The following is a 23,519-nucleotide window of genomic DNA, read 5'->3' as shown; positions in this document are numbered from 1 at the left end:
ACATTGAGTAGTTCCGTCAGAACACCGAGAGGCCCGTCAGTGTCGTGAATCTGTCCAGGGCCGCCACTCCCGCCACCGAGTTGCCTCGCTCATCCAGGCCGGGGCTCCACACGCACAACGTGCACCGGCCCGGCACCACCGCGATGATGCCGCCACCCACGCCGCTCTTCCCTGGAAGGCCCACCCGATACGCGAAGTCGCCCGCCGCGTCGTACGTTCCGCAGGTCAGCATGACCGCGTTGACCTGTTTGGCCTGGCTGAGGGTGAGCAGGCGGGTGCCGTCGGCGCGGACGCCGTGGCGGGCCAGGAAGGTGGTGGCCAGGGCGAGGTCGGCACAGGACGCCGTGACGGAGCACTGGCGGAAGTACTGGTCGAGCAGGACCGGCACGGGGTTGTCGATGTTGCCGTACGACGCCATGAAGTGGCCGAGCGCGGCGTTGCGGTCCCCGTGCATGGACTCGGAGGCGGCGACGTCCTTGTCGAAGTCCAGGGTGGCATTGCCGCTCTCGGCACGCAGGAACGCCAGGAGTTCACCCGCCGCGTCTCCGGTACGGGTCTGGAGTCGGTCGGTGACGACGAGGGCACCGGCGTTGATGAACGGGTTGCGTGGGATGCCGTCCTCGTATTCCAGCTGGATCAGGGAGTTGAAGGCGTTGCCGGAGGGCTCGCGGCCCACGTGTTCCCAGAGTTCGTCGCCCTCGCGGGCCAGGTCAAGCGCGAGGGTGAAGACCTTGGTGATGGACTGCGTGGAGAACGGCTCGCGCCAGTCCCCCACCCCGTACACCGTGCCGTCGAGTTCCGCGACGGCCATGCCGAAGCTGCGCGGGTCGCGGGCCGCGAGCGCCGGGATGTAGTCGGCGGGCCGGCCGCGGCCGGGGGTCCGCTCGATCTCCTCCGCGATGCGCTCCAGGATCGGCTGGAAGGTCAGTGACGACGTCGACGCTGCCATGATCACCATTGTGCCTCCCTGCCGGTCCCGGTGCGCTTCAGCGGATCAGGGCCGGTTCAGGCCAGCATCCGGCCGCTGCCCGCGACGATCTCCGGGCGCAGCAGGTCGGCGAGGGTCTCGGCGGGCAACAGGCCCTTTTCCAGGACGAGTTCGGCGACGCCGCGGCCGGTGACGAGGGCCTCCTTGGCGATGTCGGTGGCCGCCGTGTAGCCGATGTGCGGGTTCAGGGCGGTGACCAGGCCGATGGAGTTCTCCACGGTCCGGCGCAGCGCCTCGGTGTTGGCGGTGATGCCGTCCACGCAGCGCTCGGCGAGCGTCAGGCAGGCGGCCCGCAGGTGGGTGATCGACTCCGACAGGGAGTGCAGGATGATCGGCTCGAACGCGTTGAGCTGAAGCTGTCCGGCCTCGGCGGCCATGGTGATGGCGACGTCGTTGCCGATCACCTGGAAGGCGACCTGGTTGACGACCTCCGGGATCACCGGGTTCACCTTGCCGGGCATGATCGACGAACCGGCCTGCACCGGAGGCAGGTTGATCTCGCCGAGGCCCGCGCGCGGCCCCGAGGACAGCAACCGCAGGTCGTTGCAGCTCTTGCTGAGCTTGACGGCGATGCGCTTGAGCACGCCGGACATCTGGACGAACGCACCGCAGTCCTGGGTCGCCTCGACCAGGTTGGCGGCGGTGACCAACTGGAGCCCGGTGATCTCGGCGAGGTGACGGCGGGCCGACTCGGCATACCCGGCGGGGGCGTTCAGCCCCGTACCGATGGCCGTCGCACCCAGGTTGATCTCGTGGATCAACTCGACCGCCTCGGCGAGACGGGACCGGTCCTCGTCGATCATGACGGCATAGGCGGAGAACTCCTGCCCGAGCGTCATCGGCACCGCGTCCTGCAACTGCGTTCGGCCCATCTTGAGCACGTCGCGGAACTCGACGGCCTTACGGGCGAACGCGTCCTGAAGGACAGCCATCGCCTTGAGCAGCCCGCGCACCGCGAACACCGTCGCGATCTTGACGGCGGTCGGATAGACGTCATTGGTGGACTGGCCGAGGTTGACGTCCTCGTTGGGGTGCAGGTGCTGGTACTGCCCCTTCTCGAACCCCAGCAGCTCCAACGCCCGGTTGGCCACGACCTCGTTGGCGTTCATGTTGGTCGACGTGCCGGCGCCGCCCTGGATGACGTCCACGACGAACTGGTCGTGCAGCTTGCCGGACCGGATCTCCCGGCAGGCGGCGACGATGGCGGCGGCCTTCTGAGCCTCCAGCAGCCCGAGCTCCTCGTTGGCGAGAGCGGCGGCCTCCTTGACGGCGGCGAGGGCGTCGATCAGGTGCGGGTAAGCGGAGATCGGCGTTCCGGTGATGGGGAAGTTCTCGGTGGCGCGCAGGGTGTGAACACCCCAGTAGGCGTCGGCGGGGACATCACGGTCGCCAAGCAGATCGTGCTCGCTGCGGGTGACGGCGTTCATGAGGGAACGGTTCTTCTTTCAGAGAGGGTGAGGGACAGCGCCCCTGAAGGGGGCACGGGGAACTGCGCGACAAGCCACATACAACCCGCAGCCGCCGTATTCGGGATCCGGCACATCCTTAGGCGCAAGCCGAAACAGCAACCGGCTCCAGCGAACGAACGGGCCGCACACACCCGACCGCCTGACCGCCCCCAAGAAGCGCCTCTCCTTGGAACTCGGCGAGCACCTCCGGATCAATCCCGGCCCACGCAAGAGCGGCGGCGGCAACCGGCACCCGAGCCCGATTCGCCCCGTCGGCAATCTTCACGGCGACGGCACGCCCGTCCGGCAGCGCAGCGACCTGCACCCCTTCGAACCCGTCCTTGGCGAGCAGCCCCGGCACGGCCCGCATCAGCGCGGCCACATCCCTCCCCGACCCGGACGCCATCTCCGCATGCTCCCGCATCGCGTCGGCGACCCGGGCCTCGGGCGTGCCCGGCACCGCGGTGGTGATTCGGGCGGCGGCACGGGCGAGGCCATGCAGCGAGACGGAGAACAGCGGCGCCCCGCACCCGTCGACCGTCACCCGCGCGATCCGCTGCCCTGTGAGGTCCTCGACGATCTCGGCGATCGCCTGCTGCAGCGGGTGCCCGGGGTCGAGGTAGTCGTCCAGGGACCAGCCGTTGAGGGCGCAGGTGTACAGCATCGCCGCGTGCTTGCCGGAGCAGTTCTGGGCGAGCCGGGAGGGCAGGCGGCCCTCCCGCACCCAGGCGTCCCGGACGACGGGGTCGTACGGCATGTCGGGGGCGTTGCGCAGATGGTCCTCGGTGAGCGCGGCGAGTTCGAGAATGCGCCGGGTCCCGGCGAGGTGGCGTTCCTCGCCGGAGTGGCTCGCCGCGGTGAGCGAGAGGAGCTCGCCGTCGAGCGGCAGCCCAGCCCGGGCCATGGCGACGGCCTGGACGGGCTTGAGCGCGGAGCGCGGGTAGAAGGCGGCCTCGATGTCACCGAGCTGGAACTCCACCTTGCCGTCGGCGCCGAGGACGACGACGGAGCCGTAGTGGGTGCCTTCGATCATTCCGCCGCGTATGAGGTGGGCGACGGGCGCGTGGAGGGGTTCGCGGACAAGGGGTGCGTCCGCCATGGAACTGCTGTACATCACTGCCTGGTTTCGTGGGTCGATGAGGGTTCGTCGACCGACACGGGTCTTACGCGTCGGTCCTGGTGGCGGTGCGGGCGACCCGGCCGCGGATGGCGTACCAGCCCGCGACCAGCGCCCCGACGATCAGCGGCAGACACAGCACGGTGGTGCGGCCGGCGCCTCCGTCGGCGTACATGAGGACCAGCACGGAGGCGAGGAACGCCAGCGTCACGAGTTCGGTCCAGGGGGAGCCCGGCAGTCGGTAGCCGGGCCGGTCGAGCTCGCCCTTCTGGGTCTTCTGCCAGAAGAGCAGGTGACAGATCATGATCATGCCCCAGGTGGCGAGGATGCCGATCGCGGCGAAGTTCAGCACGATCTCGAACGCATCGGCCGGGACGACGAAGTTGAGTCCGACGCCGAGGACACAGATACCGCTGGTCAGCAGGATGCCGCCGTACGGGACCTGGCTGCGGCTCATCACCGAGGTGAACTTCGGGGCGGAGCCGGACATCGCCATGGAGCGCAGGATGCGGCCGGTGGAGTACAGACCGGAGTTGAGCGAGGACATGGCCGCGGTCATCACGACCAGGTTCATCACGCCGCCGGCCGCCGGGATGCCGATGTTGGACAGCACGGTGACGAAGGGGCTCTCACCGGCCTTGTACGACGACCAGGGCAGCAGCATCGAGAGCAGGAGGACCGAGCCGACGTAGAAGAGGCCCACGCGCCACATGATCGAGTTGATCGCCTTCGGCATGATCTTCTCGGGGTTCTCGGTCTCACCGGCGGCGACGCCGACCAGCTCGACGGAGGCGTACGCGAATACGACGCCCTGGACGATCAGCAGCATCGGCAGCAGGCCGTTGGGGAAGAGGCCGCCGTTGTCGGTGATCAGGGACGGGCCGGGGGTGTGGCCGTCCACCGGCTGCTGGGTCACCAGCAGGAAGATGCCGATGCACATGAAGACGACGAGCGCGCCGACCTTGATGATCGCGAACCAGAACTCCAGCTCGCCGAAGATCTTCACGGAGATCAGGTTGACGGTGAGGACGACCGCGAGGGCTATCAGCGCGATCACCCACTGCGGGATGTCGGAGAACATGCCCCAGTAGTGCGTGTACGTCGCCACCGCTGTGATGTCGGCGATGCCGGTGGTCGCCCAGTTCAGGAAGTACATCCAGCCCGCGGTGTACGCGCCCTTCTCTCCCATGAACTCCCGGGCGTACGACACGAAGGCGCCGGAGGACGGCCGGTACAGGACGAGTTCGCCGAGGGCGCGCACGACGAGGAAGGCGAAGACGCCACAGACCGCATAGGCGATGAAGAGGGACGGTCCGGCGTCGGCGAGCCGGCCGCCCGCGCCGAGGAACAGGCCGGTGCCGATGGCTCCGCCGATGGCAATCATGTTGACGTGCCGCGACTTCAGCGACTTGCTGTAGCCGGCGTCTCCGGCGTCGACATGGATGGAACGTTTCTGCACGCCCTCGTGCAGGGACTGCTCACTCACGCCTCGGGTCCGCCTTCCGTGGTGCTGTCCGTGCGCGCGGGGCGCACGATGTCGGTGAGGGTCGTCTCGACGCGGTCCAGGTGGTGGGCCATGGCATCGGTGGCGTCGAGTTCGGAACCGTCGATCAGCGCCTCGACGATCGCCCGGTGCTCGCGGTTGGACTGCTCGCGCCGGCCGCCCAGTTCGTTGAGGAAGGCCGACTGACGCGCCAGTGCGTCGCGGATCTCCTCGATCACCCGGCGGAAGACCGGGTTCTGGGCGGCCTCGGCCACGGCCAGGTGGAAGAGGGTGTCCATCGCGACCCACGCGGTGGTGTCCGTCTCCCGCTCCATGCGGTCGAGCAGGTGCGCCAGGTGGTCGAGGTTCTCCGGGGTGCGGCGCAGTGCCGCGTACCCGGCGACCGGGATCTCGACGTGCCGGCGCACCTCCAGCAGGTCGCTGGCCGCGTAGTCGCCGAAGGTCGGGTCCTCGACCGCGCTGGCGACGACGAAGGTGCCCTTGCCGGTCTTGGAGACGGTCAGGCCCATGGTCTGCAGGGCCCTGAGGGCTTCGCGCAGCACGGGCCGGCTGACCTCCAGGGTGCGGCAGAGCTCCGCCTCGGACGGGAGCTTGTCGCCGATGGTGTACTCGCCCCGCTCGATGGCACTGCGGAGGTGCGCCAGGACGGCTTCCATGGCGCTGACCCGACGCGGCGGCTGTCCGGCTGTCCGGCTGTCTGACAGGTTCACGGGAGTGATACTCCGGGTGAGGTGTGGGTGGTGTCAAGGGGAGCCGGTGGGTGAGGTTCACCGGATGTGAACCCGCGAAGCCGGGCGGCGCGCCGCCCGGCCGGCCGACTGGTGGGCGCCTGCGTCAGCTGTTGATCACACCTGCGCCCAGCAGCCCGGAGAGGAGCAGCCCGACCACGATCCGGTAGATCACGAAGGCGTTGAAGGAGTGTTTGGCCACGTACTTCAGCAGCCAGGCGATGGAGGCGTAGGCGACGACGAAGGAGACGGCGGTGCCGACGGCCAGGGGCAGCACGGCGGTGCCCGTCGTGCCGAGGGCGTCCTTCAGCTCGTAGATGCCGGCGCCCGTGAGGGCCGGGATGCCGAGGAAGAAGGACAGCCGGGTGGCGGCGACCCGGTCCAGGTCGAGCATCAGCGCGGTGGACATCGTGGCGCCGGAGCGCGAGAAACCCGGGAAGAGCAGGGCGAGGATCTGGGAGCTGCCGACGAGCATCGCGTCCTTGAACGAGGTGTCGTCCTCCCCTCGCTTGTGCCGGCCCATCCGGTCCGCGGCCCACATCACACCGCTGCCGACGATCAGCGAACCGGCGACCACCCACAGCGAGGCGAGCGGCCCCTTGATGAGCGGCTTGGCGGCCAGGCCCACGACGATGATCGGGATCGTCGCGCAGATCACCCACCAGGCGAACTGGTAGTCGTGGTGGTACCGCTCCTCCTTGTCCCGCAGCCCGCGCAGCCATGCGGAGACGATCCGCACGATGTCCTTGAAGAAGTACACGAGCACGGCGGCGATCGCGCCGACCTGGATGACGGCCGAGAACCCGATGACCGCGTCGTCGTCGACGGGGATGCCCATGAGCCCCTCGGCGATCTTCAGATGCCCGGTCGAGGACACGGGCAGGAACTCGGTCACCCCCTCGACGGCTCCGAGGACGACGGCCTGACCGACGCTGATGGCGCTCATGGGATCCAGTTCCGGGGTCGGCGTGACAGCAGTGGCGCGCTCTGTCCTACCAGGCGAGGGTGTGGTTCCTGCGCCAACAGCGGCGGTGTCGTCACCTAGGACCACACCGCCTGGGCGATCGCCGCGCCCGCGAACGCGGCACCCAGGCCCGCGATCGCGCTCCCCACGACATTGACGGCGGCGTACAGCCCGGCCCCCGTCTCCGTCAGCCGCAGGGTCTCGTACGAGAAGGTCGAGTAGGTGGTCAGGGCCCCGCACAGCCCGGTGCCTAGCAGCAGCTGGAGGTGGGAACTCGCGGCGTCCTCGGCCGCGGCGCCGGTGAGCAGTCCGAGGACCAGGCAGCCGCTGACGTTGACGACGAAGGTGCCCCAGGGGAACACCGAGTCGTGCCGGGACTGCACCGCCCGGTCGGTGAGGTAGCGCAGCGGCGCGCCCACGACGGCACCGGCGATCACGAGGAGCCAGTTCACGGCGCCTTCTCACCTTCCGTGTACCGGATGACCTCGCAGTCGTCGAGGGTGACGAGCCCTTCGGTGACAAGTTCGTCGAGCTGCGGCAGGGAGGCGCGTACGCGCTGCTCGGTGTCGACGATCACGATCGCGACCGGCAGATCCTCGCTCAGGGACAGCAACCGTGCGGTGTGGATCAGCGAGGAGGCGCCGAAGCCTTCGATGCCACGGAAGACGCCGGCGCCCGCGAGGCCGGTCGCGTGGGCGCGGTGCACGATCTCCGAGTACAGGGGCTTGTGGTGCCAGGTGTCGTGCTCGCCGACGAGGACGGTGAGGCGCAGGGCGCCGGCGGTCGGCCTGGTCATGGCTGCCTCCGTTTCAGGACGCGGCGAGTCGCCGCCGTCGCGAGCCAGACCGCCGTGAGTGCCGCAATCAGGGTGGCGGCGAGATAGGCCAGTCCGGTGCCGGGGTGGCCGCTGTCGACGAGGTGCTGGATGTCGACGGCGTAGGTGGAGAAGGTGGTGAAGCCGCCGAGCACTCCGGTGCCGACGAAGGGGCGGACGAGGCGGTGGGCGGGCCGGACCTCGGTGATGATCACCATGAGCACGCCGATCATGGCGCAGCCGACGACGTTGATCCAGAACGTCGCCCAGGGGAAGCCCCCGGGCTGGGCGGGCCACCACAGGGAAGCCGCGTACCGGGCCGTGGCGCCGATGGCTCCGCCGAGTGCCACGACGGCGACGATCTGCGCCTGCGTCCCCCGAGTCCGCCATGCGGGCTGCCGCGGGGCGCTGACGCTCTCGGTGTCCGGGGCTGTCATGGTCGTACGTCTCCTACTCGCCGGCGCCCGGGCAGACGGGCGCGGTCGCAAGTAGGGACCGTTGGCGGCAGGTGCGCCGCGGTTCGGGTACGGCGGGCCCCACCGCCGCGCCGCGAGGGTGATCACGGCCGTGGAACAGCCTAACCCCGGGCGCGAAGGCGGGTCACTTCGACTGGGGCGGCTCGCAGAGCGCCACGCCCCGCTCCCACAGGCTCCCGAGTACCAGGTGACCGCCGGTCTCGCAGACGCTGGTGACCATGCGGAAGCCGGAGTGGCGGCGGGCCAGGTGGTGGACGACCCGACCGGTGTCGTCGACGGCGAGCACGCCGATCGTGCCCGTGGGACGGAAGGGAGCGCGAACGGCGACGCGCGCGGCGGTGCGGCGTACGGCAGGGGCGGCGCGGTGGAGGAGGTCCAGCGGGGGCACGCGCGGGCCGGCCAGCGCCACCCAGATCGGGCCGTCGGGTGTGCCGCGCCAGAGGTTGTCCGGCATGCCCGGCAAGTTCTCGGCGAAGGGCTCGCTGTGGCCGGCGCGGGGCCCGGTGAGCCAGTAGCGGGTGAGACGGCACGCGCTCGTCTCGGCGAGGACCAGGAAGGAACCGTCGGCGCTCGGCGCGAGGCCGTTGGCGAACTGGAGCCCGTCCAGGAGGACTTCGGGGGTGTCGCTGCCGGGGGCGAGACGCAGGAGGCGGCCCGTCGCGGTGTGTTCGACGACGTCGCCGATCCAGTGCTCCAGGGGGTGCCGGCGGCTGCTGACGGTGAAGTAGATGCTGCCGTCGGGCAGGGCGACGACATTGCTGCAGAACCGCAGCCGCTCCCCCGCCGCCGAGTCGGCGAGGACGCGTACGGCGCCGTCGGTGAGGTCGACGCGGAGCAGTCCGCGTTCGGCGTCGCACACCAACAGGGCGTCGTCCGGGAGGAGTTCGAGGCCCAGTGGCCGGCCGCCGGTCTCGGCGAGCACCTCGACGCGGACCCCGGCACGGCTTTCGGAGGAGTCCGCCAGGCCGTCGAGGCGCAGGATACGACCGTCCTCGACACCGGTCAGCACACGGCCGCGGGCGTCGGCGACCACGTCCTCCGGGCCCCGGCCGCCGATCGCGACGTAGCGGTGCGGGACGAGCGCCCCCGGGCGTTGCATGTGTGTGTTCCCTTCGCCGCCGTGCTGCGCCATGACCCCCCGGCTCCCTGCTCCGTGTCCTCGGGTCTGCGCCTACCAGCCCTTCTCAAACACGCGCGCGACCTCGGCGATCCGCATGTCGTCGCGACGGTAGTACACACGCCGCCGGATCCGCTTGGTGCGCAGCAGGCCGAGGCCCGCGAGCAGGCCGAGATGGGTCTCGGCGACCTTGCGCGGCACACCGAGCTTCGCGGCCACGGCGTCCGCGGTGACGCCGTCCTCGACGGGATCGCCATGCCGCCGCTTCGGGAAGTGCGCGACCGGATCCTTCAGCCACTCCAGGATGTCCAGGCGCGTTGCGCTGACGGGAGTCCTCAGCATCTCGTCCCCCCTCCGTCGGACCGCGTCGTAACGCGTATTCCCACTGTCCCGCAGTCGAAGCCGTGGTGTCCGGGACTCGCGGACCGTTGTCCGGTACCGAACGGCCGTACGGCATAGGGCTGTTCGGCCCCGAGGGGATGAGGCCCGGCCGCGGGGGTGCGGCCGGGCCCTCCGTCACGAACTCAACGCACTCAAGCTGTCATCGGTGGCTGAACCACGCCATCGACGACAGGGCCGTGTCGTCGTAGCCGAACAGGGCCTGGTTCTCCCAGCCGTTGCCGGAGGAGGGGTCGGTCGGGTCCCAGCCGTTGCCGGTGACGGCGGTCCAGGTCGCCTCCCAGTAGAAGACTCCGAGGCCGCGGCCGTTCGGGACGGCCTCCACGATGCTCGTCACGTCGTTCATCCAGCGGCGCTGCCCGGCCGTGTTCGCCGGGTAGCCGGAGACGAGTTCGCCGGTGGTGTTGATGATCTCCTCGTGCGAGTCCTCGCTGTCCAGCCGGAACGGGTAGGCCGTCTCGGCGACGAAGACCGGCTTGCCGTAGCGGGCGGCCGCGTCGTCCAGGGTCGTCTGGAAGTCGTAGAGCGAGCCGTGCCAGTAGCCGTAGTAGGACAGGCCGATCGCGTCGAACTTCACGCCGTTCGCGGCGGCGCTGTCGAACCACCAGCGGGTGCCGGACAGGTCTCCGCCCTTGGCGAGGTGCAGGGCGACGGTGGTGGCCGAGTTGACCGCCTTGACCGCGTCATAGCCGGAGTTGAGCAGACCGGCGAGCTGCGACCAGTTGTCCGTGGACCCCTCGGACCACAGCATGCCGCCGTTGATCTCGTTGCCCACCTGGACCATGTCGGCGGTGGTGCCCTGGGCCTTCAACTCGTTCAGCACGTCGTAGGTGTGGTTGTACACGTCGGTCTTTAGCTGACTGTACGAGTGACCGGCCCAGGCGGCCGGCTTGCTCTGGGCGCCCGGGTCGGCCCAGGTGTCCGAGTAGTGGAAGTCGACCAGCAGCTTCATGCCGGCCGCCTTGACGCGCTTGGCCATGGCCGGCACGCGTGTCTTGTTGTTGTAGCCGTCGGCCGGGTCGACCCAGACCTTCAGGCGCGCGTAGTTCATGCCGGCGTTCTTCAGGATGGTGAGCGCGTCGCCGGTCGTGCCGGAGCCGGTCCTGTAGACGCCGCCCTTGGCCTCGCTCTTGGCGAGGGAGGAGATGTCCGCGCCGTGGATCGACGTGCCGCCCGTGCCGGCCGCGAAGGTCAGGTCGTCGACATTGATCCAGTTGCCCGCGTTCGCGTCACTGTTGATGCTGATGCTGCACTGGTTGGTGGTCACGGTGACCGGCACGACGACACGGATCCAACCGCTCGCCGAGACCGGAAGGTCGGTGCGCTGCTCGGCGCCGCCGCAGTTCTTCAGCGCTAGGTACGCCGAGTTCTGGCCACCACCGGAGCGGACCCAGGCGGTGAGCCGGTAGCTCCCGTTGGTCAGCCCGGACAGGTACTGGTACGTCTCCACCTTGTAGGCGGAGGACGCCCAGTGGGTGAGTCGGTAACTCCCGGCGTGACCACCGGCCTCGGTGAAGGAGGCCGCGCTCTGGCCGGCCGCCGAGTACGTGGACCAGCCGGCCGGCGTCGCGGTGCCGGTGCCGTCGGACTCGAATCCGCCGTTGGTGAGCGTGCTCGCCGCCGCAGCGGTCTGCGCGGGCAGGGCGGTGAGGGCGAGTCCCGCGGCGAGCGGCGGCAGCAGGGCTCGGAGAGTGCGTCTGGGATGGAACATCGTCGTCCGTCGTCCCTTCGACGTATGGGGAGGGGATCCCTCACCGCCGCGGTGGGGAAACTGCGGTGAGGCGCCCCTCCGCCCGCGGCTCGTGGCACGCGCGGGCGCAGGGGAGTCGGCTCAGCCGTCGAGTCGCACGACCCGTACGGCACCCGCGGGGACCTCGAGGCGGCCCGCGGCTCGTTCGCCGGTCAGCAGCTCGGTGCCGGGCGCCTCCAGCGGCACCTTGGTGTCCGACGCGGTGTGGTTGATCGCGAACAGGTAGCTGCCCGACTCGCCGTCACGGCGCACGACCTCGACATCGCGGGGCAGGTCGACACGCGGGGCGACCTGCGCGTCCTCGGTCGCCCAGCCCAGCAGCGCGTCGAGGCCCTCGGCGCCCAGGCGCGTGGAGACGTACCAGGCGGTGCCCTCGCCGAGGCGGTGCCGGGTGACGGCGGGGTGGCCGGCGGTCAGGCCGTCGGCATACGTCCAGACGGTCTCGGCGCCGCGCGGGACGACGAACTCGCTCCACACATCGCCGCTGAGCTCGGAGCCGTCCGGGCCGGTGATGCGCACCAGCTGGTCCTGGAGCAGCGGCGAGAACTCCTCGACGGTCAGGCCGAGGACGTCCCGCAGCGGCCCGGGGCAGGCGCCCTCGTGCACGGCGTCGTGCTCGTCGACGATGCCCGAGAAGTACGACACGACGAGGGTGCCGCCGTTCTCGACGTACTCCGTGAGGTTGTGCCCGGCCGCCTCGGTCAGCAGGTACGAGGCCGGTACGACGACAAGGGGATACCTCGACAAGTCCGCTTCGGGGTGGGCGAAGTCGACGGTGAGGTGGCGGTCGTAGAGAGCCTCGTAGAAGGCGTCGGCGCGCTCGCGGGCGTCGTGCTCCTCGCTGGGGCGACAGTCGAGGCTCTGCGCCCACCAGGAGTGCCAGTCCCACAGCATCGCCACGTCGGCCTGCGTGCGGGTGCCGCGCACGGCGCCCAACGAGTCGAGAGCGGCGCCGAGTTCCACGACCTCACGCCACACGCGTGTGTCGGTGCCGCCGTGCGGGACCATGGCCGAGTGGAACTTCTCGGAGCCGCGCCGGGACTGCCGCCACTGGAAGAACATGGCGCCCTCGGAGCCGCGCGCCACGTGGGCGAGGGAGTTGCGGGCCATCTGGCCGGGGGCCTTGGCGGGGTTGCGGGGCTGCCAGTTGACGCCCGAGGTGGAGTGCTCCAGCAGGATCCAGGGCGCTCCGCCGGCGACCGAGCGGGTGAGGTCGGCGGCCATGGCGAGGTTGACGTGGGTGCGGCGGCCGTCGGTGATCAGGTAGTGGTCGTTGGTGACGATGTCAACCTCGCGGCCCCAGGCCCAGTAGTCGACGGAGTCGCACTGGCTGAGGGCGGTCATGAAGTTGGTCGTGACCGGGACGCCGGGTGAGAGGCGGTGCAGGATGTCCCGCTCCATACGGAAGTTCTCGCGCATGGTGGTGTCGGCGAACCGCTTGTAGTCCAGCGCCTGGGCCGGGTTGACGGCCGTCGGCGTCAGGCGCGGCGGGTTGATCTCCTCCAACTCGGAGTACCGCTGCCCCCAGAAGGCCGTCCCCCAGGCCTCGTTGACGGACTCGACCGTGCCGTACGTCGACTCCAGCCAGCGCCGGAAGTGTGCCGCGCAGGAGTCGCAGTAGCAGGCCGACACGGGGGCGCCGTACTCGTTGTGCACGTGCCACATCGCGAGCGCCGGGTGGTGGCCGTAGCGTTCGGCGAGCTTGGTGGTGATGCTCGCGGCGGCCGCGCGGTAGTCGGTGTTGCTGTGACAGATGGCGGCGCGGGAGCCGAACTCGTACCGCACACCCTCCGCCGTGACGGGCAGGGCGTCGGGGTGGGCGCGGTAGAACCACACCGGCGGGCAGACGGTGGGGGTGCCCAGGTCGACACGGATGCCGTTCTCGTGCAGCAGGTCGAACAGGCGGTCCAGCCAGCCGAAGTCGTACGAGCCCGGTGACGGCTCCAGCAGGGCCCAGGAGAAGATCCCGACGCTCACCATCGTGACGCCGGCCTCCCGCATCAGCCGGACGTCCTCCTGCCAGACGGCCTCCGGCCACTGCTCGGGGTTGTAGTCCCCACCGAAGGCGAGCCTCGTGAGGCCCCTGGGGGTGGTCTCCGGCATGGAATGTCTCCCGATTGCTCGATCAGTTGGGAACGTGCACACACATCATCAGCGGCGCGAGCCCAACATAACCGCACAGCATCAACCATTGACAAGTGTCCGGGATGTTTCTCTACTGTGAACGCTCACAGAAGCATGGCAGGTCTTCGCGGCAGGCGGAGACCCCAGGTCAGGGGAGAGATCCATGCCCATCACGAAGCGTCGGCGGCTCTTCGTCAGAAGCGCGGCCACGTCCGTCGCCCTCGCGCTCGGCGCCACCGCCCTCGCCGCTTGCGGCTCCGAAGACGCCAGTGACGACCCGTCGGGGCCGGTCTCGCTGACGTACTGGACCTGGACGCCCGGGATGGACAAGGTCGTCGACCTGTGGAACCAGGGTCAGGGCAGGAAGGACCGGATCACGGTCACGGTGAAGAAGCAGGCGTCCGGCGACACGCTGGTCACCAAGATCCTCACCGCCCACAAGGCGGGCAAGGCGCCCGACCTGGTCCAGGCCGAGTACCAGGCACTGCCGACGCTGGTCAGCAATGACGCGGTCGCCGACATAGCGGGCGAGGTCGGCGACGCGAAGGGCGAGTTCGCCGACGGTGTCTGGCAGCAGACGACGCTGGGCACGGACGCGGTCTACGCGGTCCCGCAGGACATCGGGCCGATGATGTTCTACTACCGCGAGGACCTCTTCAAGCAGTACGACCTGGAGGTGCCGGCCACCTGGGACGAGTTCGCCGAGACCGCGCGCACGCTGAAGAAGAAGGCCCCGGACAAGGATCTGACCACCTTCTCGGCCAATGACTCCGGCCTCTTCGCGGGCCTGGCCCAGCAGGCCGGCGCCAAGTGGTGGACGACCTCCGGCGACAAGTGGCAGGTCGGCATCAATGACGCGGCCTCCCAGAAGGTCGCCGCGTTCTGGGGCGACCTCGTCAAGGAGGGCGCCGTCGACAACCAGCCGATGTACACGCCGGCCTGGAACAAGGCGCTCAACACCGGCGAGCAGATCGCCTGGGTCAGCGCCGTGTGGGCCCCGGGCACCCTGACCACGGCAGCGCCCGACACCAAGGGCAAGTGGGCCATGGCCCCGCTCCCCCAGTGGTCCGACTCGGACAACGTCACCGGCAGCTGGGGCGGTTCCTCCACCGCCGTCACCACCAACTCAAAGCAGAAGGCGGCCGCAGCGAAGTTCGCCGCCTGGCTGAACACCGACGGCGATGCCCTCAACGCGCTCGCCAAGGAGAGCGGCATCTACCCGGCCTCGACCTCCGCCCAGCTCAGCGGCGCGTTCACCACACCGCCGGGCTACTTCTCCAACCAGCCCGACTTCTACACGAAGGCCGCCGAGATCGCGGAGAGCACGGCTCCTTCGGCCTGGGGCCCGAACGTGAACGTCGCCTACACGACCTTCAAGGACGCCTTCGGCTCCGCCGCCAAGAACAAGTCGGACTTCGGCGCCGCCCTGAAGGCCATGCAGGACGACACGGTCGCCGACCTGAAGAAGCAGGGCTTCGAGGTCTCCGAGTGACCAGCACAAGCCGGAGGGCGTACGGGGTGAAGGGGGCCCCGTACGCCTTCCTCCTCCCCGCAGGCATCCTCTTCCTGCTGTTCTTCGCCCTGCCCATCGGCTACGCGATCTGGCTCAGCTTCCGCAAGGTGCAGGTCTCCGGACTCGGGCTCGGTTCCGGCGCCCGCAAGGAGGTCTGGGCCGGCCTGGAGAACTACACCGACGCCGTCACCGACAGCGAGTTGCTGGACGGCGCGCTGCGCGTGCTCGGCTACGGCTGCATCGTGGTGCCGGTGATGCTGGGCCTCGCCCTGCTGTTCGCGCTGATGCTGGACTCCGAGGAGGTGCGACTGGCACCGTTCACCCGGCTCGCGATCTTCCTGCCGTACGCCATCCCGGGCGTGGTGGCCGCGCTGCTGTGGGGCTTTCTGTACCTGCCGGACGTCAGCCCGTTCTACTTCGTGCTCGACAGGCTGGGCCTGCCGCAGCCGGACCTGCTGGACGGCGGTCCGCTCTATCTAGCCCTGTCGAACATAGCGGTCTGGGGCGGCACCGGCTTCAACATGATCGTCATCTACACCTCGCTGCGGGCCATCCCGGCCGAGGTCTACGAGGCGGCCAAGCTGGACGGTGCCACGCCGCTGCAGATCGCACTGCGGATCAAGATCCCGATGGTGGCGCCCTCGCTGGTGCTGACCTTCTTCTTTTCGATCATCGCCACACTCCAGGTGTTCAACGAGCCGACCACCCTCAAGCCGCTCACCAACTCCGTGTCCACGACGTGGAGTCCGCTGATGAAGGTGTACCAGGACGCCTTCGGCAAGGGCGACATCTACGCGGCTGCCGCCCAGGCCACGATCATCGCCCTGGCCACGCTGCTGCTGTCCTTCGGCTTCCTGCGAGCCGCGAACCGTCGTAACAAGCAGGAGGCGGCACGATGAGTTCTCTTGCTGTGAGCAAGACCGGGCCGGCCACCGACACGGCCCCCGGCACCACGCAGCGCCGCCCGCCACTGCGCCGCCGGATCGCGCTCATCCCGACGGTCACACTGCTGCTCGGCGCGGTGTACTGCCTGCTGCCGGTCGCCTGGGTGGTGATCGCGGCGACGAAGTCCGGCAGCGAGCTGTTCTCCACCTTCACCTTCCTGCCGGGCACGGGCTTCGCCGACAACTTCGCGGACCTGAGCGCCTACCGCGACGGCGTCTACTGGGAGTGGATGGGCAACTCCGCCCTGTACGCCGGTCTCGGCGCCCTGCTGTCGACGGTCGTCTCGGCGTTCAGCGGCTACGCGCTCGCCATCTACCGCTTCCCGGGCCGCGAGACGATCTTCAGCGTGCTGCTGGCGGGCGTGCTGATGCCGCCGGTCATCCTCGCCATCCCGCAGTACCTGCTGCTCGCGAAGGCCGATCTCACGGACTCGTACCTGTCGGTGCTGCTGCCGCAGATCCTCTCGCCGTACGGCGTCTACCTCTCGCGGATCTACGCGGCCGCCACGGTCCCCTCCGACGTGGTCGAGGCCGGGCGGATGGACGGGGCGAGCGAGTGGCGGATCTTCACGCGGGTCGCGCTGCCGATGATGGTGCCCGGCATGGTGACGGTGTTCCTGTTCCAGTTCGTGGCGATCTGGAACAACTTCCTGCTGCCGTACATCATGCTGAGCGACGACGAGAAGTTCCCGATCACGCTCGGTCTGTACACGCTCCTCGAACAGGGCGCCAACACCCCGGCCCTGTACACATTGGTGATCACCGGCGCGTTCCTCGCGGTGTTCCCGCTGGTCGCGCTCTTCCTGGTCATCCAGCGGTTCTGGAGCCTGGATCTGCTCTCCGGGGCCGTAAAGTCATGACCATGAGCAACACGGGGGGCCGACGCAAGCCGCCGACGATCCACGACGTGGCGCGCGAGGCCGGGGTCTCACGGGGCACGGTCTCGCGCGTGCTCAACGGCGGGCACTACGTCAGCCCGACCGCGCAGGAGGCGGTCAACACAGCGATCCGCAAGACGGGTTACGTCGTCAACCGGCATGCCCGCTCACTGATCACGGGACGTTCGGACTCGATCGGCTTCCTGCTGACCGAGCCGCAGGAGAGGTTCTTCGAGGACCCCAACTTCAATGTCCTGCTGAGCGGTTGCACGCAGGCGCTGGCCGCGCACGACATCCCCCTGCTGCTGATGCTGGCGGGCACGAAGGACGAGCGGCGACGCATCACGCGGTACATCACGGCCGGGCACGTGGACGGGGTGCTGCTGGTGTCCAGCCACTCCGGAGACCGGGTCGCCGAGGAACTGCGCGAGGCCGGTGTGCCGCTCGTCCAGTGCGGCAAGCCCATGGGGCCCGGCTCCAAGGTGAGTTACGTGGCGGCGGACGACCGGGACGGTGCCCGTGACATGGTGCGCCACCTGCTGTCCGTGGGCCGCCGCCGGGTCGGGGTGGTGAGCGGCCCGCTGGACACGCCGGGCGGTGTCGACCGACTCGCCGGCTACAAGGAGGTGCTCACGGAGGCGGGCGTCGAGATCGAGGATCGGCTGATCGTCTCCGGCGACTACAGCCGTGCGAGTGGCGAGGCGGGCACCGAGCGGCTGCTGGCACAGGCCCCCGACATGGACGCCCTGTTCGTGGCGTCCGACCTGATGGCCCAGGGTGCCCTGGCCGCGCTCCACCGGGCCGGCCGCCGGGTGCCCGAGGACGTGGCCGTCGGCGGCTTCGACGACTCCGCCGCGGCGACGGAAGCCACCCCGGCCCTCACGACGATCCACCAGCCCTACGACCGCATCAGCGCCGAGATGGTGCGGCTGCTGCTGGCGCAGATCGGCGGCGAGGACCCGGCTGCGGTGATCCTGCCGACGGTGCTGGTGAAACGGGAGTCGACGTAGTCGCGTGAGCGGGTCGCGGGGGCGGGTCGCGGGGGCGCGCCGCACGGTGACGCGGCAGCCGTGCAGCGCGCCCTCCGTCTGCGACCGGTCAGTGACCGGTCAGGAATGAAGAAGCGGCCCGGGACTCCCCCGCCCTAGCGTGAAACCACCGACGAAAACCGTCGAGCACACGTCACGTCAGGAGACCGTCATGACCGCCGGAGTCAACACGATCATCTACCCCGTCAAGGACCTGGACCGGGCGAAGGCCCTGTTCAAGGCCCTGCTGGGCACGGACCCGTATGCGGACGAGCCGTACTACGTCGGCTTCAAGGACGCCGGGCAGGACGTCGGCCTCGACCCCAACGGACACGCGAAGGGCATGACCGGTCCGGTCCCCTACTGGCACGTCGACGACATCAGGACGACCCTCGCCGCCCTGCTGGAGGCGGGTGCCGAGGCGCTGCAGGACGTCCACGACGTCGGTGGCGGCCGGCTGATCGCCTCCGTGAAGGACGCGGATGGCAATCTCGTCGGGCTGCTTCAGGACGCGGCCGGTTGAGACCCGCTCCCCGAGCTTGCCCACGATTCCGTTGCGCGTGCAGTAGTTGCATAGGCAACAAATGGCCGGATCGGTGCTACGGTGCCAGGTATGGCAGTGAAGACGGCCGACGCCGGGCTCGAGGAACGCTGGCGGGACATCCTCTCCGTGCACGCGCGCACGATGTGCGAGATCGACCGCGTGCTGCACCCGCACGGCCTGGGCGCGAGCGACTTCGAGGTACTCGACATCCTCGCGACGGCGGCCCCCAAGGAGGGCGAGCAGTGCCGGGTGCAGAACCTGGTCGGACGGGTCCATCTCAGCCAGAGCGCCCTGTCCCGGCTGATAGGGCGGCTGGAGAAGGACGGCCTGGTGGAGCGATCCGTCTGCGCGGAGGACCGACGCGGCGTGTACGTCACGCTCACCCGCAAGGGGCGTGATCTGCACGCCGAGGTGCTGCCGCTGCAGCGGGACGCGCTGGCGCGGATGCTGAGCGACTGAGGCCGGGGTTCGGACGACGGACTACCGTCGGGCATCGGGCATCGGGCATCGGGCATCGGGCATCGGGCATCGGGCATCGGGCATCGGGTCGTTAGATCACGAACTCGGCCCCGTCGGGAAGCACTTCCACGCCCGCCTCGGTCACCTGCGCACGAGCCGCAGAGGCGGGGTCGAGCAGAGGGTTCGTGTCGGTCAGGTGGGTGTAGATCCGGCGGGCGTGCGGGTGCCGGGTGAGGGCGGCGAGGCTGCCGGCCGGTCCCGAGACGGACAGTCGGCGCTTGGCCTGCGGCGTCTCGTCGGCCGCGAAGTGCGTGCCGTCCATGACGACGCAGTCGGCCGTCTCGATCAGGTCGTCCAGCATCGGGCTCCAGGTGTGCACGCGGGGCGCGTACACGAGTACGCAGCCGGTCGCCAGGTCCTCGATGCGGTACGCCGTCACCCAGCGTTCGTCGGACGCCCGGGTCGGTACGTACGCCGGAGGTGCCCCGGCGACGGGGTGTGCCGTGACGACCAGACCGCCGGCCAGCACGAACCCGCCCTCGGTCAGACTGTCCGCCCACTCCCACGGGTCGTGCCGGTCGAGGGCCGCCCGCGCCGGGGCCAGGGCGGCGAGGACCGGTGGCGCGGCGTATGTCTTGAGTCCGGGCACATCACGCAGCACGGCCAGGCCCGCCACGTGACTGGCCTCGGCATCGGTCAGCAGCACTCCCCGCACGGGAGTGTGCCGAGGGCTGGGCCACAGGGCGGAGGCCGCGGTGAGCTGGGTGCGGATGTCGGGCGAGGTGTTCAGCAGCCACCAGTCGCGGGAGTTGCCGGTGACGGCCGCGCATTCCGGGCCGCGGGCGGGCAGCTTGCCGTCCCGGGCGGCGGCGCATCGCGCGCAGGCACAGTTCCAGCGTGGGAATCCGCCTCCGGCGCCGGTACCGAGCAGGACGAACCTCAAGACGACCCCACCCTTTTCGCGTCGACCCTCCTGGTGGGATCTTCCCTCTCCGTACGGCCGAAGCACCCTGAGGCGGGGAGCAGTTCAGGCCGACCTTCACCGGCCGACTTCACCGACCGGTCCTCACCGGCGACACAAAGGGGACGAGCGGCTCGGGTGCCACTCGTCCCCTTCATGTGCTCACTTCGTCGACGGCGAGGTACGGCCGATCTTCGCCGGCGCTAGGGCCGTGCCAGCAGGGTCCGCACCCCCTCTGACGTCAGGGTCAGCGGGTGTGAGGAGCCGGCGTCTATGGTCAGGGCCAGGTCCTCCGACGGCCACTGCGAGGCGAGTGCGCCCAGTGGTACCAGGCGGTAACGAGAGACGAAGGGCAGCAGCTCGGCCATCGCGGGTTCGGAGGTGAAGACGGGGACGACCGGCTCGCCGTCCGACCGCTCGATGACCGGCAGCGCCACGGCGCCCGGGTCGATGGCGTCCTGCTCATTGGCGTCGTCGGGGACGGGGACGAGGACGTCGCTGCTCGCGAGCGTGTCCATCGCCGCCGTGTCCTCGCTGTTCCCGGCCAGCGCGTCCAGCGCACGCCGGGCCGGTGTGGCGGTGTTGTCGTTCGCTGGTGTCTCCATGACAGATCCCCTGGTAGCGGCGGTAGTGCGGGCCGCCCGGGACGTGATCGACCCTGGTGCGGCCCTGCTCGCGTACCCGATCCGGACCTGAGCATTCCTATTGCCGTGCAGGGGATGGGAATGCTGCTCAGAGGGGTCTGCCGCAGGGGAACAGGCGTAGGGCTCAGGGGATCAACGGGATGTGGGCGGACGGCTGCCCCAAGCGGTCGCAGCCGACACGGCGGGCCAGGGGCTCGGCCATGCTGGGACCCACGTGGGTCCAGTACGTGGCCGCATCCCGGAAGTAGCGCTGCATCCGCTCGCCGTCGCGCGCGTGCCTGGAGCCGGCGGTGCGGAAGAGGCTGCCCTGGAGGACGTCCCAGGTCATGCGGCCCGCGTTCAGGAACATGACGAGGTACCGACCGGAAATCGCCAAGCTGCCGAGGCCCCGGCGGAACCGGCTCAGCACCGCCTTCCGCGGCCGACGGCAGCCGAGGGACTTGCGGGGTGAAGGCGAAGGTCCCGCGGAGTGGGCCGTCACCGAAGCGGACGGCAAACAGGAGCGGCTCCTCGTGAGCGGGCGGCCACGACGGTTGCCGTACGACGGTTGCCGTACAGCGGTTGTTCCCGCCGGACAGCACCGAGGGCTCCCTCGAACTCGGCGGCCACAACCGACGACACCCGGTCCTGCCCTGGAATCAGCTCGCGGAGCACACCTTGAAGCGCGAGGAGGCTCTGGATTCGGTCACGGCAGCAAGCCTCCCGCATCCGGAGTGCGGGGCAGACGACGGCAGGGCAGAGCCTGCTCCTGGACGCCACCGCCCGTTTCCTCCGCCTGCACCCGGTACACATGCGCACCCGGCGCATGCGTCACCGCCTCCGTCAGGCGGCCGTCCGTGAAGAGGGCCCCTGTCCCGTCGTCCAGGGCCCACCCCGCGGGTAGTGCTCCACTGCCCACCGCCGAGTGGTAGGAGGACCGGCGTCCCGGTTCGCTGTTGTAGTGCGGGCAGACCGAGCCCGGCAGCAGCCCCAAGCCGTCCGGCAGGGACGTCAGCGGGCCGAAGGAGTCGGTGTGGGAGGCCTCGGCCCAGCAGTTGGCGCCCGCGCTGATGCCGCACAGGAGGGTGCCGCGGTCGTAGGCCTCGCGCAGAAGCCGGTCCACTCCGTGTACGCGCCATACGGCGAGCAGGTTCGCGGTGTTTCCGCCGCCGACGTGGACCACGTCCTGGGCGAGCAGGAACGCGCGCAGGGCCTCGTCGTCGAGTGTCCGTTGGAACAGTGACAGGACAGAGGGAACACAGGTGGGGCGCGTCCGGAACGCGGTCAGGAACCTCTCCGCGTAGGCGAGGGCGTCTCCGCTCGCGGTCGGCAGAAAGCAGACCTTCGGCCGAGGTGTGCGCGCCTGTCCGAGGAGCCAGTCGTCGGGCAGACCGTCGTCCTCGGTGGAGAAGCCGCCTCCGAGGAGAGCCAGGCGGCGAGGCGGAACGTCGACCACCTGTGGACCTCCTCGCGGCCGGGAAGTGTGCGGGAACGATGCCGCGGTCCGGGCGGCGAGCGCAATCGAAATTGGCCCTGCTCGCCCAGGGGACGACTGCGCCTGGGGCTTCGTGCGTGTGCCGTCCGCGCGCGGGCCGCACGCAGGCGTCCACGGCGGGCGAACAGTCGTAGCCTGAAGAGGTAAGGACAGGCTCCCGCCCTCGTGGGCGCGGGAGGCGGCGTATGCGGTACGACGATCGCAGGGCGGCGGGGCGGCTGCTGGCCGAGGCGCTGGAGGAATGGCGCGGTCAGGACGTGGTGGTGCTGGGGCTGCCGCGCGGCGGGATGCCCGTGGCGGCCGAAGTGGCCCGGCATCTCGGCGCCCCGCTGGATGTGCTGGTGGTGCGCAAGCTGGGCGTGCCCCAGCAGCCGGAGTGGGGGTTCGGTGCGATCGGCGAGCACGGGGTCCGTGTCCTCAACCAGGACGTGATCAGTGAAGCGGGGCTGGACTCCGCCGAGCAGGACTCCGTGGAGCGAGCGGAGCGGGCCGAGCTGGACCGGCGTCTGCACGAGTACCGGCAGGGCCGGGCCGCAATGCCGGTCGCCGGGCGTGTCGCGGTCGTGGTGGACGACGGGGTTGCCACCGGCGCCACGGCCGAGGCGGCCTGTCGGGTCGTACGGGGCCAGGGCGCGGCCCGGGTCGTGCTCGCCGTGCCCGTCGGGCCCACCCACAGCATGGCCCGGCTGCGGCGGGCCGCCGACGAGGTGGTGTGTCCGCAGCCGCTGCGGGCCCTCGGCTCGGTGGGCGCCTGGTACCGGAACTTCGCCCAGACCTCGGATGCCGAGGTCACGTACCTGCTCGCCGAGGCCGCCCGCGCCACGCCGCGCTCCCCCGCCGGGCAGTCCCCCGAGGGGACACTCTCATCGGGGCCGAGCCGGGATGTGCTGATCCCCGCCGCGGGAGCCCGGCTGGGCGCCCACCTGGTCGTGCCGGACGGGGCACCCGCGGCCGTGGCCTTCGCGCACGGCAGCGGCAGCGGCCGGCACAGCCCGCGCAACCGCTACGTCGCCTCCGCCCTCAACCGCGCCGGCCTGGCCACGCTGCTGCTCGACCTGCTCAGCGACGACGAGGCGCACGACCGGCACAACGTCTTCGACATCTTCCTGCTCGCCCGCCGCCTGCACGCCGCGTCCCTGTGGCTGCGCGGCGAAACCGGCCTGCCCGTCGCCTACTTCGGGGCCAGTACCGGAGCCGCCGCCGCGCTGGAGGCCGCCGCGCTGTCCGGCTCCGGCATCCGCTCCGTCGTCTCCCGTGGCGGCCGGCCCGACCTGGCGACCCCGGCGGCGCTGACCCGCCTGCGGGCGCCGACCCTGCTCATCGTCGGCAGCCGTGACACCCAGGTACTCAGCCTCAACCGCCTGGCCGCCGACCGGATGCACTGCGAGCACCGGATCGCCGTCGTCCCGGGCGCCACCCACCTCTTCGAGGAACACGGCACCCTCACCACCGTCGCCGAACTGGCCCGCGACTGGTTCACCGCCCACCTCGACCGGCCCACCGCGGGGACGTCGCGGCGGCGGTCACAGTAGCGACCACTGTCCCGCGCGGCTTGATCCGGTCGGTTCGGAGGCCCCGGTTCCGCCCACGCGCACACGGATGGAGATTATGTGCAGGACATATGCCTGGACTCAGGATCCTGCAC

General features: G+C 70.2%; 24 protein-coding genes. 7 read left to right on the top strand and 17 right to left on the bottom strand.

Annotated features, from left to right (window positions below):
- Nucleotides 1-16 precede the first annotated feature (16 nt).
- The 13 genes from ACZ7L5_RS28445 to ACZ7L5_RS28385 form a co-directional block, all read right to left on the bottom strand.
- Nucleotides 17-958, bottom strand: a complete 942-nt coding sequence (locus ACZ7L5_RS28445) for a glutaminase (protein WP_471519903.1) — start codon at nt 956-958, stop codon at nt 17-19.
- A gap of 47 nt (nt 959-1,005) precedes the next feature.
- Nucleotides 1,006-2,415 carry an aspartate ammonia-lyase gene (aspA, locus tag ACZ7L5_RS28440; RefSeq protein WP_471519901.1) on the bottom strand — a complete coding sequence of 470 codons (1,410 nt, stop codon included), beginning with the start codon at nt 2,413-2,415 and terminating at the stop codon, nt 1,006-1,008.
- A 118-nt stretch (nt 2,416-2,533) separates the two neighbouring features.
- On the bottom strand, nt 2,534-3,550 hold the full coding sequence (locus ACZ7L5_RS28435) for an asparaginase (RefSeq protein ID WP_471519899.1): 1,017 nt from the start codon (nt 3,548-3,550) through the stop codon (nt 2,534-2,536).
- 49 nt (nt 3,551-3,599) lie between these two features.
- Nucleotides 3,600-5,039, bottom strand: a complete 1,440-nt coding sequence (locus ACZ7L5_RS28430; protein WP_363043075.1) for an amino acid permease — start codon at nt 5,037-5,039, stop codon at nt 3,600-3,602.
- Nucleotides 5,036-5,713 carry a FadR/GntR family transcriptional regulator gene (locus ACZ7L5_RS28425; protein ID WP_471519897.1) on the bottom strand — a complete coding sequence of 226 codons (678 nt, stop codon included), beginning with the start codon at nt 5,711-5,713 and terminating at the stop codon, nt 5,036-5,038. The genes ACZ7L5_RS28430 and ACZ7L5_RS28425 overlap by 4 nt, the downstream gene beginning before the upstream one ends.
- A 178-nt stretch (nt 5,714-5,891) precedes the next feature.
- On the bottom strand, nt 5,892-6,731 hold the full coding sequence (locus ACZ7L5_RS28420; RefSeq protein ID WP_471519895.1) for an undecaprenyl-diphosphate phosphatase: 840 nt from the start codon (nt 6,729-6,731) through the stop codon (nt 5,892-5,894).
- A gap of 95 nt (nt 6,732-6,826) precedes the next feature.
- Nucleotides 6,827-7,201, bottom strand: coding sequence for a fluoride efflux transporter CrcB (gene crcB, locus ACZ7L5_RS28415; RefSeq protein ID WP_471519893.1), 375 nt, complete (start codon nt 7,199-7,201; stop codon nt 6,827-6,829).
- On the bottom strand, nt 7,198-7,545 hold the full coding sequence (locus ACZ7L5_RS28410) for a DUF190 domain-containing protein (RefSeq protein WP_471519891.1): 348 nt from the start codon (nt 7,543-7,545) through the stop codon (nt 7,198-7,200). Before ACZ7L5_RS28410 ends, crcB (ACZ7L5_RS28415) begins: the two co-directional genes overlap by 4 nt.
- Nucleotides 7,542-8,000: a fluoride efflux transporter CrcB gene (gene crcB / locus ACZ7L5_RS28405; protein WP_471519889.1), complete on the bottom strand. Its 459-nt coding sequence runs from the start codon at nt 7,998-8,000 to the stop codon at nt 7,542-7,544. Before crcB (ACZ7L5_RS28405) ends, ACZ7L5_RS28410 begins: the two co-directional genes overlap by 4 nt.
- Nucleotides 8,001-8,163: 163 nt before the next feature.
- A complete protein-coding gene (locus tag ACZ7L5_RS28400) occupies nt 8,164-9,138 on the bottom strand; it encodes an SMP-30/gluconolactonase/LRE family protein (RefSeq protein WP_471519887.1) in 975 nt (324 codons plus the stop codon).
- 72 nt (nt 9,139-9,210) lie between these two features.
- Nucleotides 9,211-9,498 (bottom strand): ArsR family transcriptional regulator, encoded by a 288-nt coding sequence (locus ACZ7L5_RS28395; protein WP_471519885.1) that lies wholly within the window; start codon nt 9,496-9,498, stop codon nt 9,211-9,213.
- Nucleotides 9,499-9,697: 199 nt separating this feature from the next.
- On the bottom strand, nt 9,698-11,266 hold the full coding sequence (locus tag ACZ7L5_RS28390; RefSeq protein WP_471519883.1) for a glycoside hydrolase family 53 protein: 1,569 nt from the start codon (nt 11,264-11,266) through the stop codon (nt 9,698-9,700).
- Nucleotides 11,267-11,386: 120 nt separating this feature from the next.
- A complete protein-coding gene (locus ACZ7L5_RS28385) occupies nt 11,387-13,408 on the bottom strand; it encodes a beta-galactosidase (protein ID WP_471519881.1) in 2,022 nt (673 codons plus the stop codon).
- 184 nt (nt 13,409-13,592) lie between these two features.
- Here ACZ7L5_RS28385 and ACZ7L5_RS28380 point away from each other — a divergent pair, with 184 nt between their 5' ends.
- From ACZ7L5_RS28380 to ACZ7L5_RS28355, 6 genes are all read left to right on the top strand, one after another.
- Nucleotides 13,593-14,921 carry an extracellular solute-binding protein gene (locus tag ACZ7L5_RS28380; RefSeq protein ID WP_471519879.1) on the top strand — a complete coding sequence of 443 codons (1,329 nt, stop codon included), beginning with the start codon at nt 13,593-13,595 and terminating at the stop codon, nt 14,919-14,921.
- Nucleotides 14,918-15,841 carry a carbohydrate ABC transporter permease gene (locus ACZ7L5_RS28375; RefSeq protein ID WP_471519877.1) on the top strand — a complete coding sequence of 308 codons (924 nt, stop codon included), beginning with the start codon at nt 14,918-14,920 and terminating at the stop codon, nt 15,839-15,841. Before ACZ7L5_RS28380 ends, ACZ7L5_RS28375 begins: the two co-directional genes overlap by 4 nt.
- Nucleotides 15,838-16,746 carry a carbohydrate ABC transporter permease gene (locus ACZ7L5_RS28370; RefSeq protein WP_471519875.1) on the top strand — a complete coding sequence of 303 codons (909 nt, stop codon included), beginning with the start codon at nt 15,838-15,840 and terminating at the stop codon, nt 16,744-16,746. Before ACZ7L5_RS28375 ends, ACZ7L5_RS28370 begins: the two co-directional genes overlap by 4 nt.
- Nucleotides 16,743-17,774, top strand: a complete 1,032-nt coding sequence (locus ACZ7L5_RS28365) for a LacI family DNA-binding transcriptional regulator (RefSeq protein WP_471519873.1) — start codon at nt 16,743-16,745, stop codon at nt 17,772-17,774. The genes ACZ7L5_RS28370 and ACZ7L5_RS28365 overlap by 4 nt, the downstream gene beginning before the upstream one ends.
- 190 nt (nt 17,775-17,964) lie before the next feature.
- Nucleotides 17,965-18,315: a VOC family protein gene (locus tag ACZ7L5_RS28360; RefSeq protein ID WP_471519871.1), complete on the top strand. Its 351-nt coding sequence runs from the start codon at nt 17,965-17,967 to the stop codon at nt 18,313-18,315.
- A gap of 90 nt (nt 18,316-18,405) precedes the next feature.
- Nucleotides 18,406-18,795 carry a MarR family winged helix-turn-helix transcriptional regulator gene (locus ACZ7L5_RS28355; protein ID WP_362379651.1) on the top strand — a complete coding sequence of 130 codons (390 nt, stop codon included), beginning with the start codon at nt 18,406-18,408 and terminating at the stop codon, nt 18,793-18,795.
- Nucleotides 18,796-18,886: 91 nt separating this feature from the next.
- Here the strand turns inward: ACZ7L5_RS28355 and pqqB are convergent, their stop codons facing one another.
- From pqqB to ACZ7L5_RS28335, 4 genes are all read right to left on the bottom strand, one after another.
- Nucleotides 18,887-19,738, bottom strand: a complete 852-nt coding sequence (pqqB, locus tag ACZ7L5_RS28350; RefSeq protein WP_471519868.1) for a pyrroloquinoline quinone biosynthesis protein PqqB — start codon at nt 19,736-19,738, stop codon at nt 18,887-18,889.
- Nucleotides 19,739-19,959: 221 nt separating this feature from the next.
- On the bottom strand, nt 19,960-20,361 hold the full coding sequence (locus tag ACZ7L5_RS28345) for an SseB family protein (RefSeq protein ID WP_328883660.1): 402 nt from the start codon (nt 20,359-20,361) through the stop codon (nt 19,960-19,962).
- A gap of 163 nt (nt 20,362-20,524) precedes the next feature.
- A complete protein-coding gene (locus ACZ7L5_RS28340) occupies nt 20,525-20,776 on the bottom strand; it encodes a hypothetical protein (protein WP_471519866.1) in 252 nt (83 codons plus the stop codon).
- Nucleotides 20,777-21,085: 309 nt separating this feature from the next.
- Nucleotides 21,086-21,835: a Type 1 glutamine amidotransferase-like domain-containing protein gene (locus ACZ7L5_RS28335; protein ID WP_471519865.1), complete on the bottom strand. Its 750-nt coding sequence runs from the start codon at nt 21,833-21,835 to the stop codon at nt 21,086-21,088.
- 224 nt (nt 21,836-22,059) lie between these two features.
- Here ACZ7L5_RS28335 and ACZ7L5_RS28330 point away from each other — a divergent pair, with 224 nt between their 5' ends.
- The gene (locus tag ACZ7L5_RS28330) at nt 22,060-23,406 is read left to right on the top strand and encodes a phosphoribosyltransferase family protein (RefSeq protein WP_471519864.1); all 1,347 of its coding nucleotides are present in this window, start codon (nt 22,060-22,062) and stop codon (nt 23,404-23,406) included.
- Nucleotides 23,407-23,519: the final 113 nt, after the last annotated feature.

This window comes from Streptomyces sp. NPDC107528, assembly GCF_055639295.1.
The sequence above is the reverse complement of the archived record's forward strand: the minus strand, read 5'-3'. Positions and strand labels throughout refer to the sequence as shown.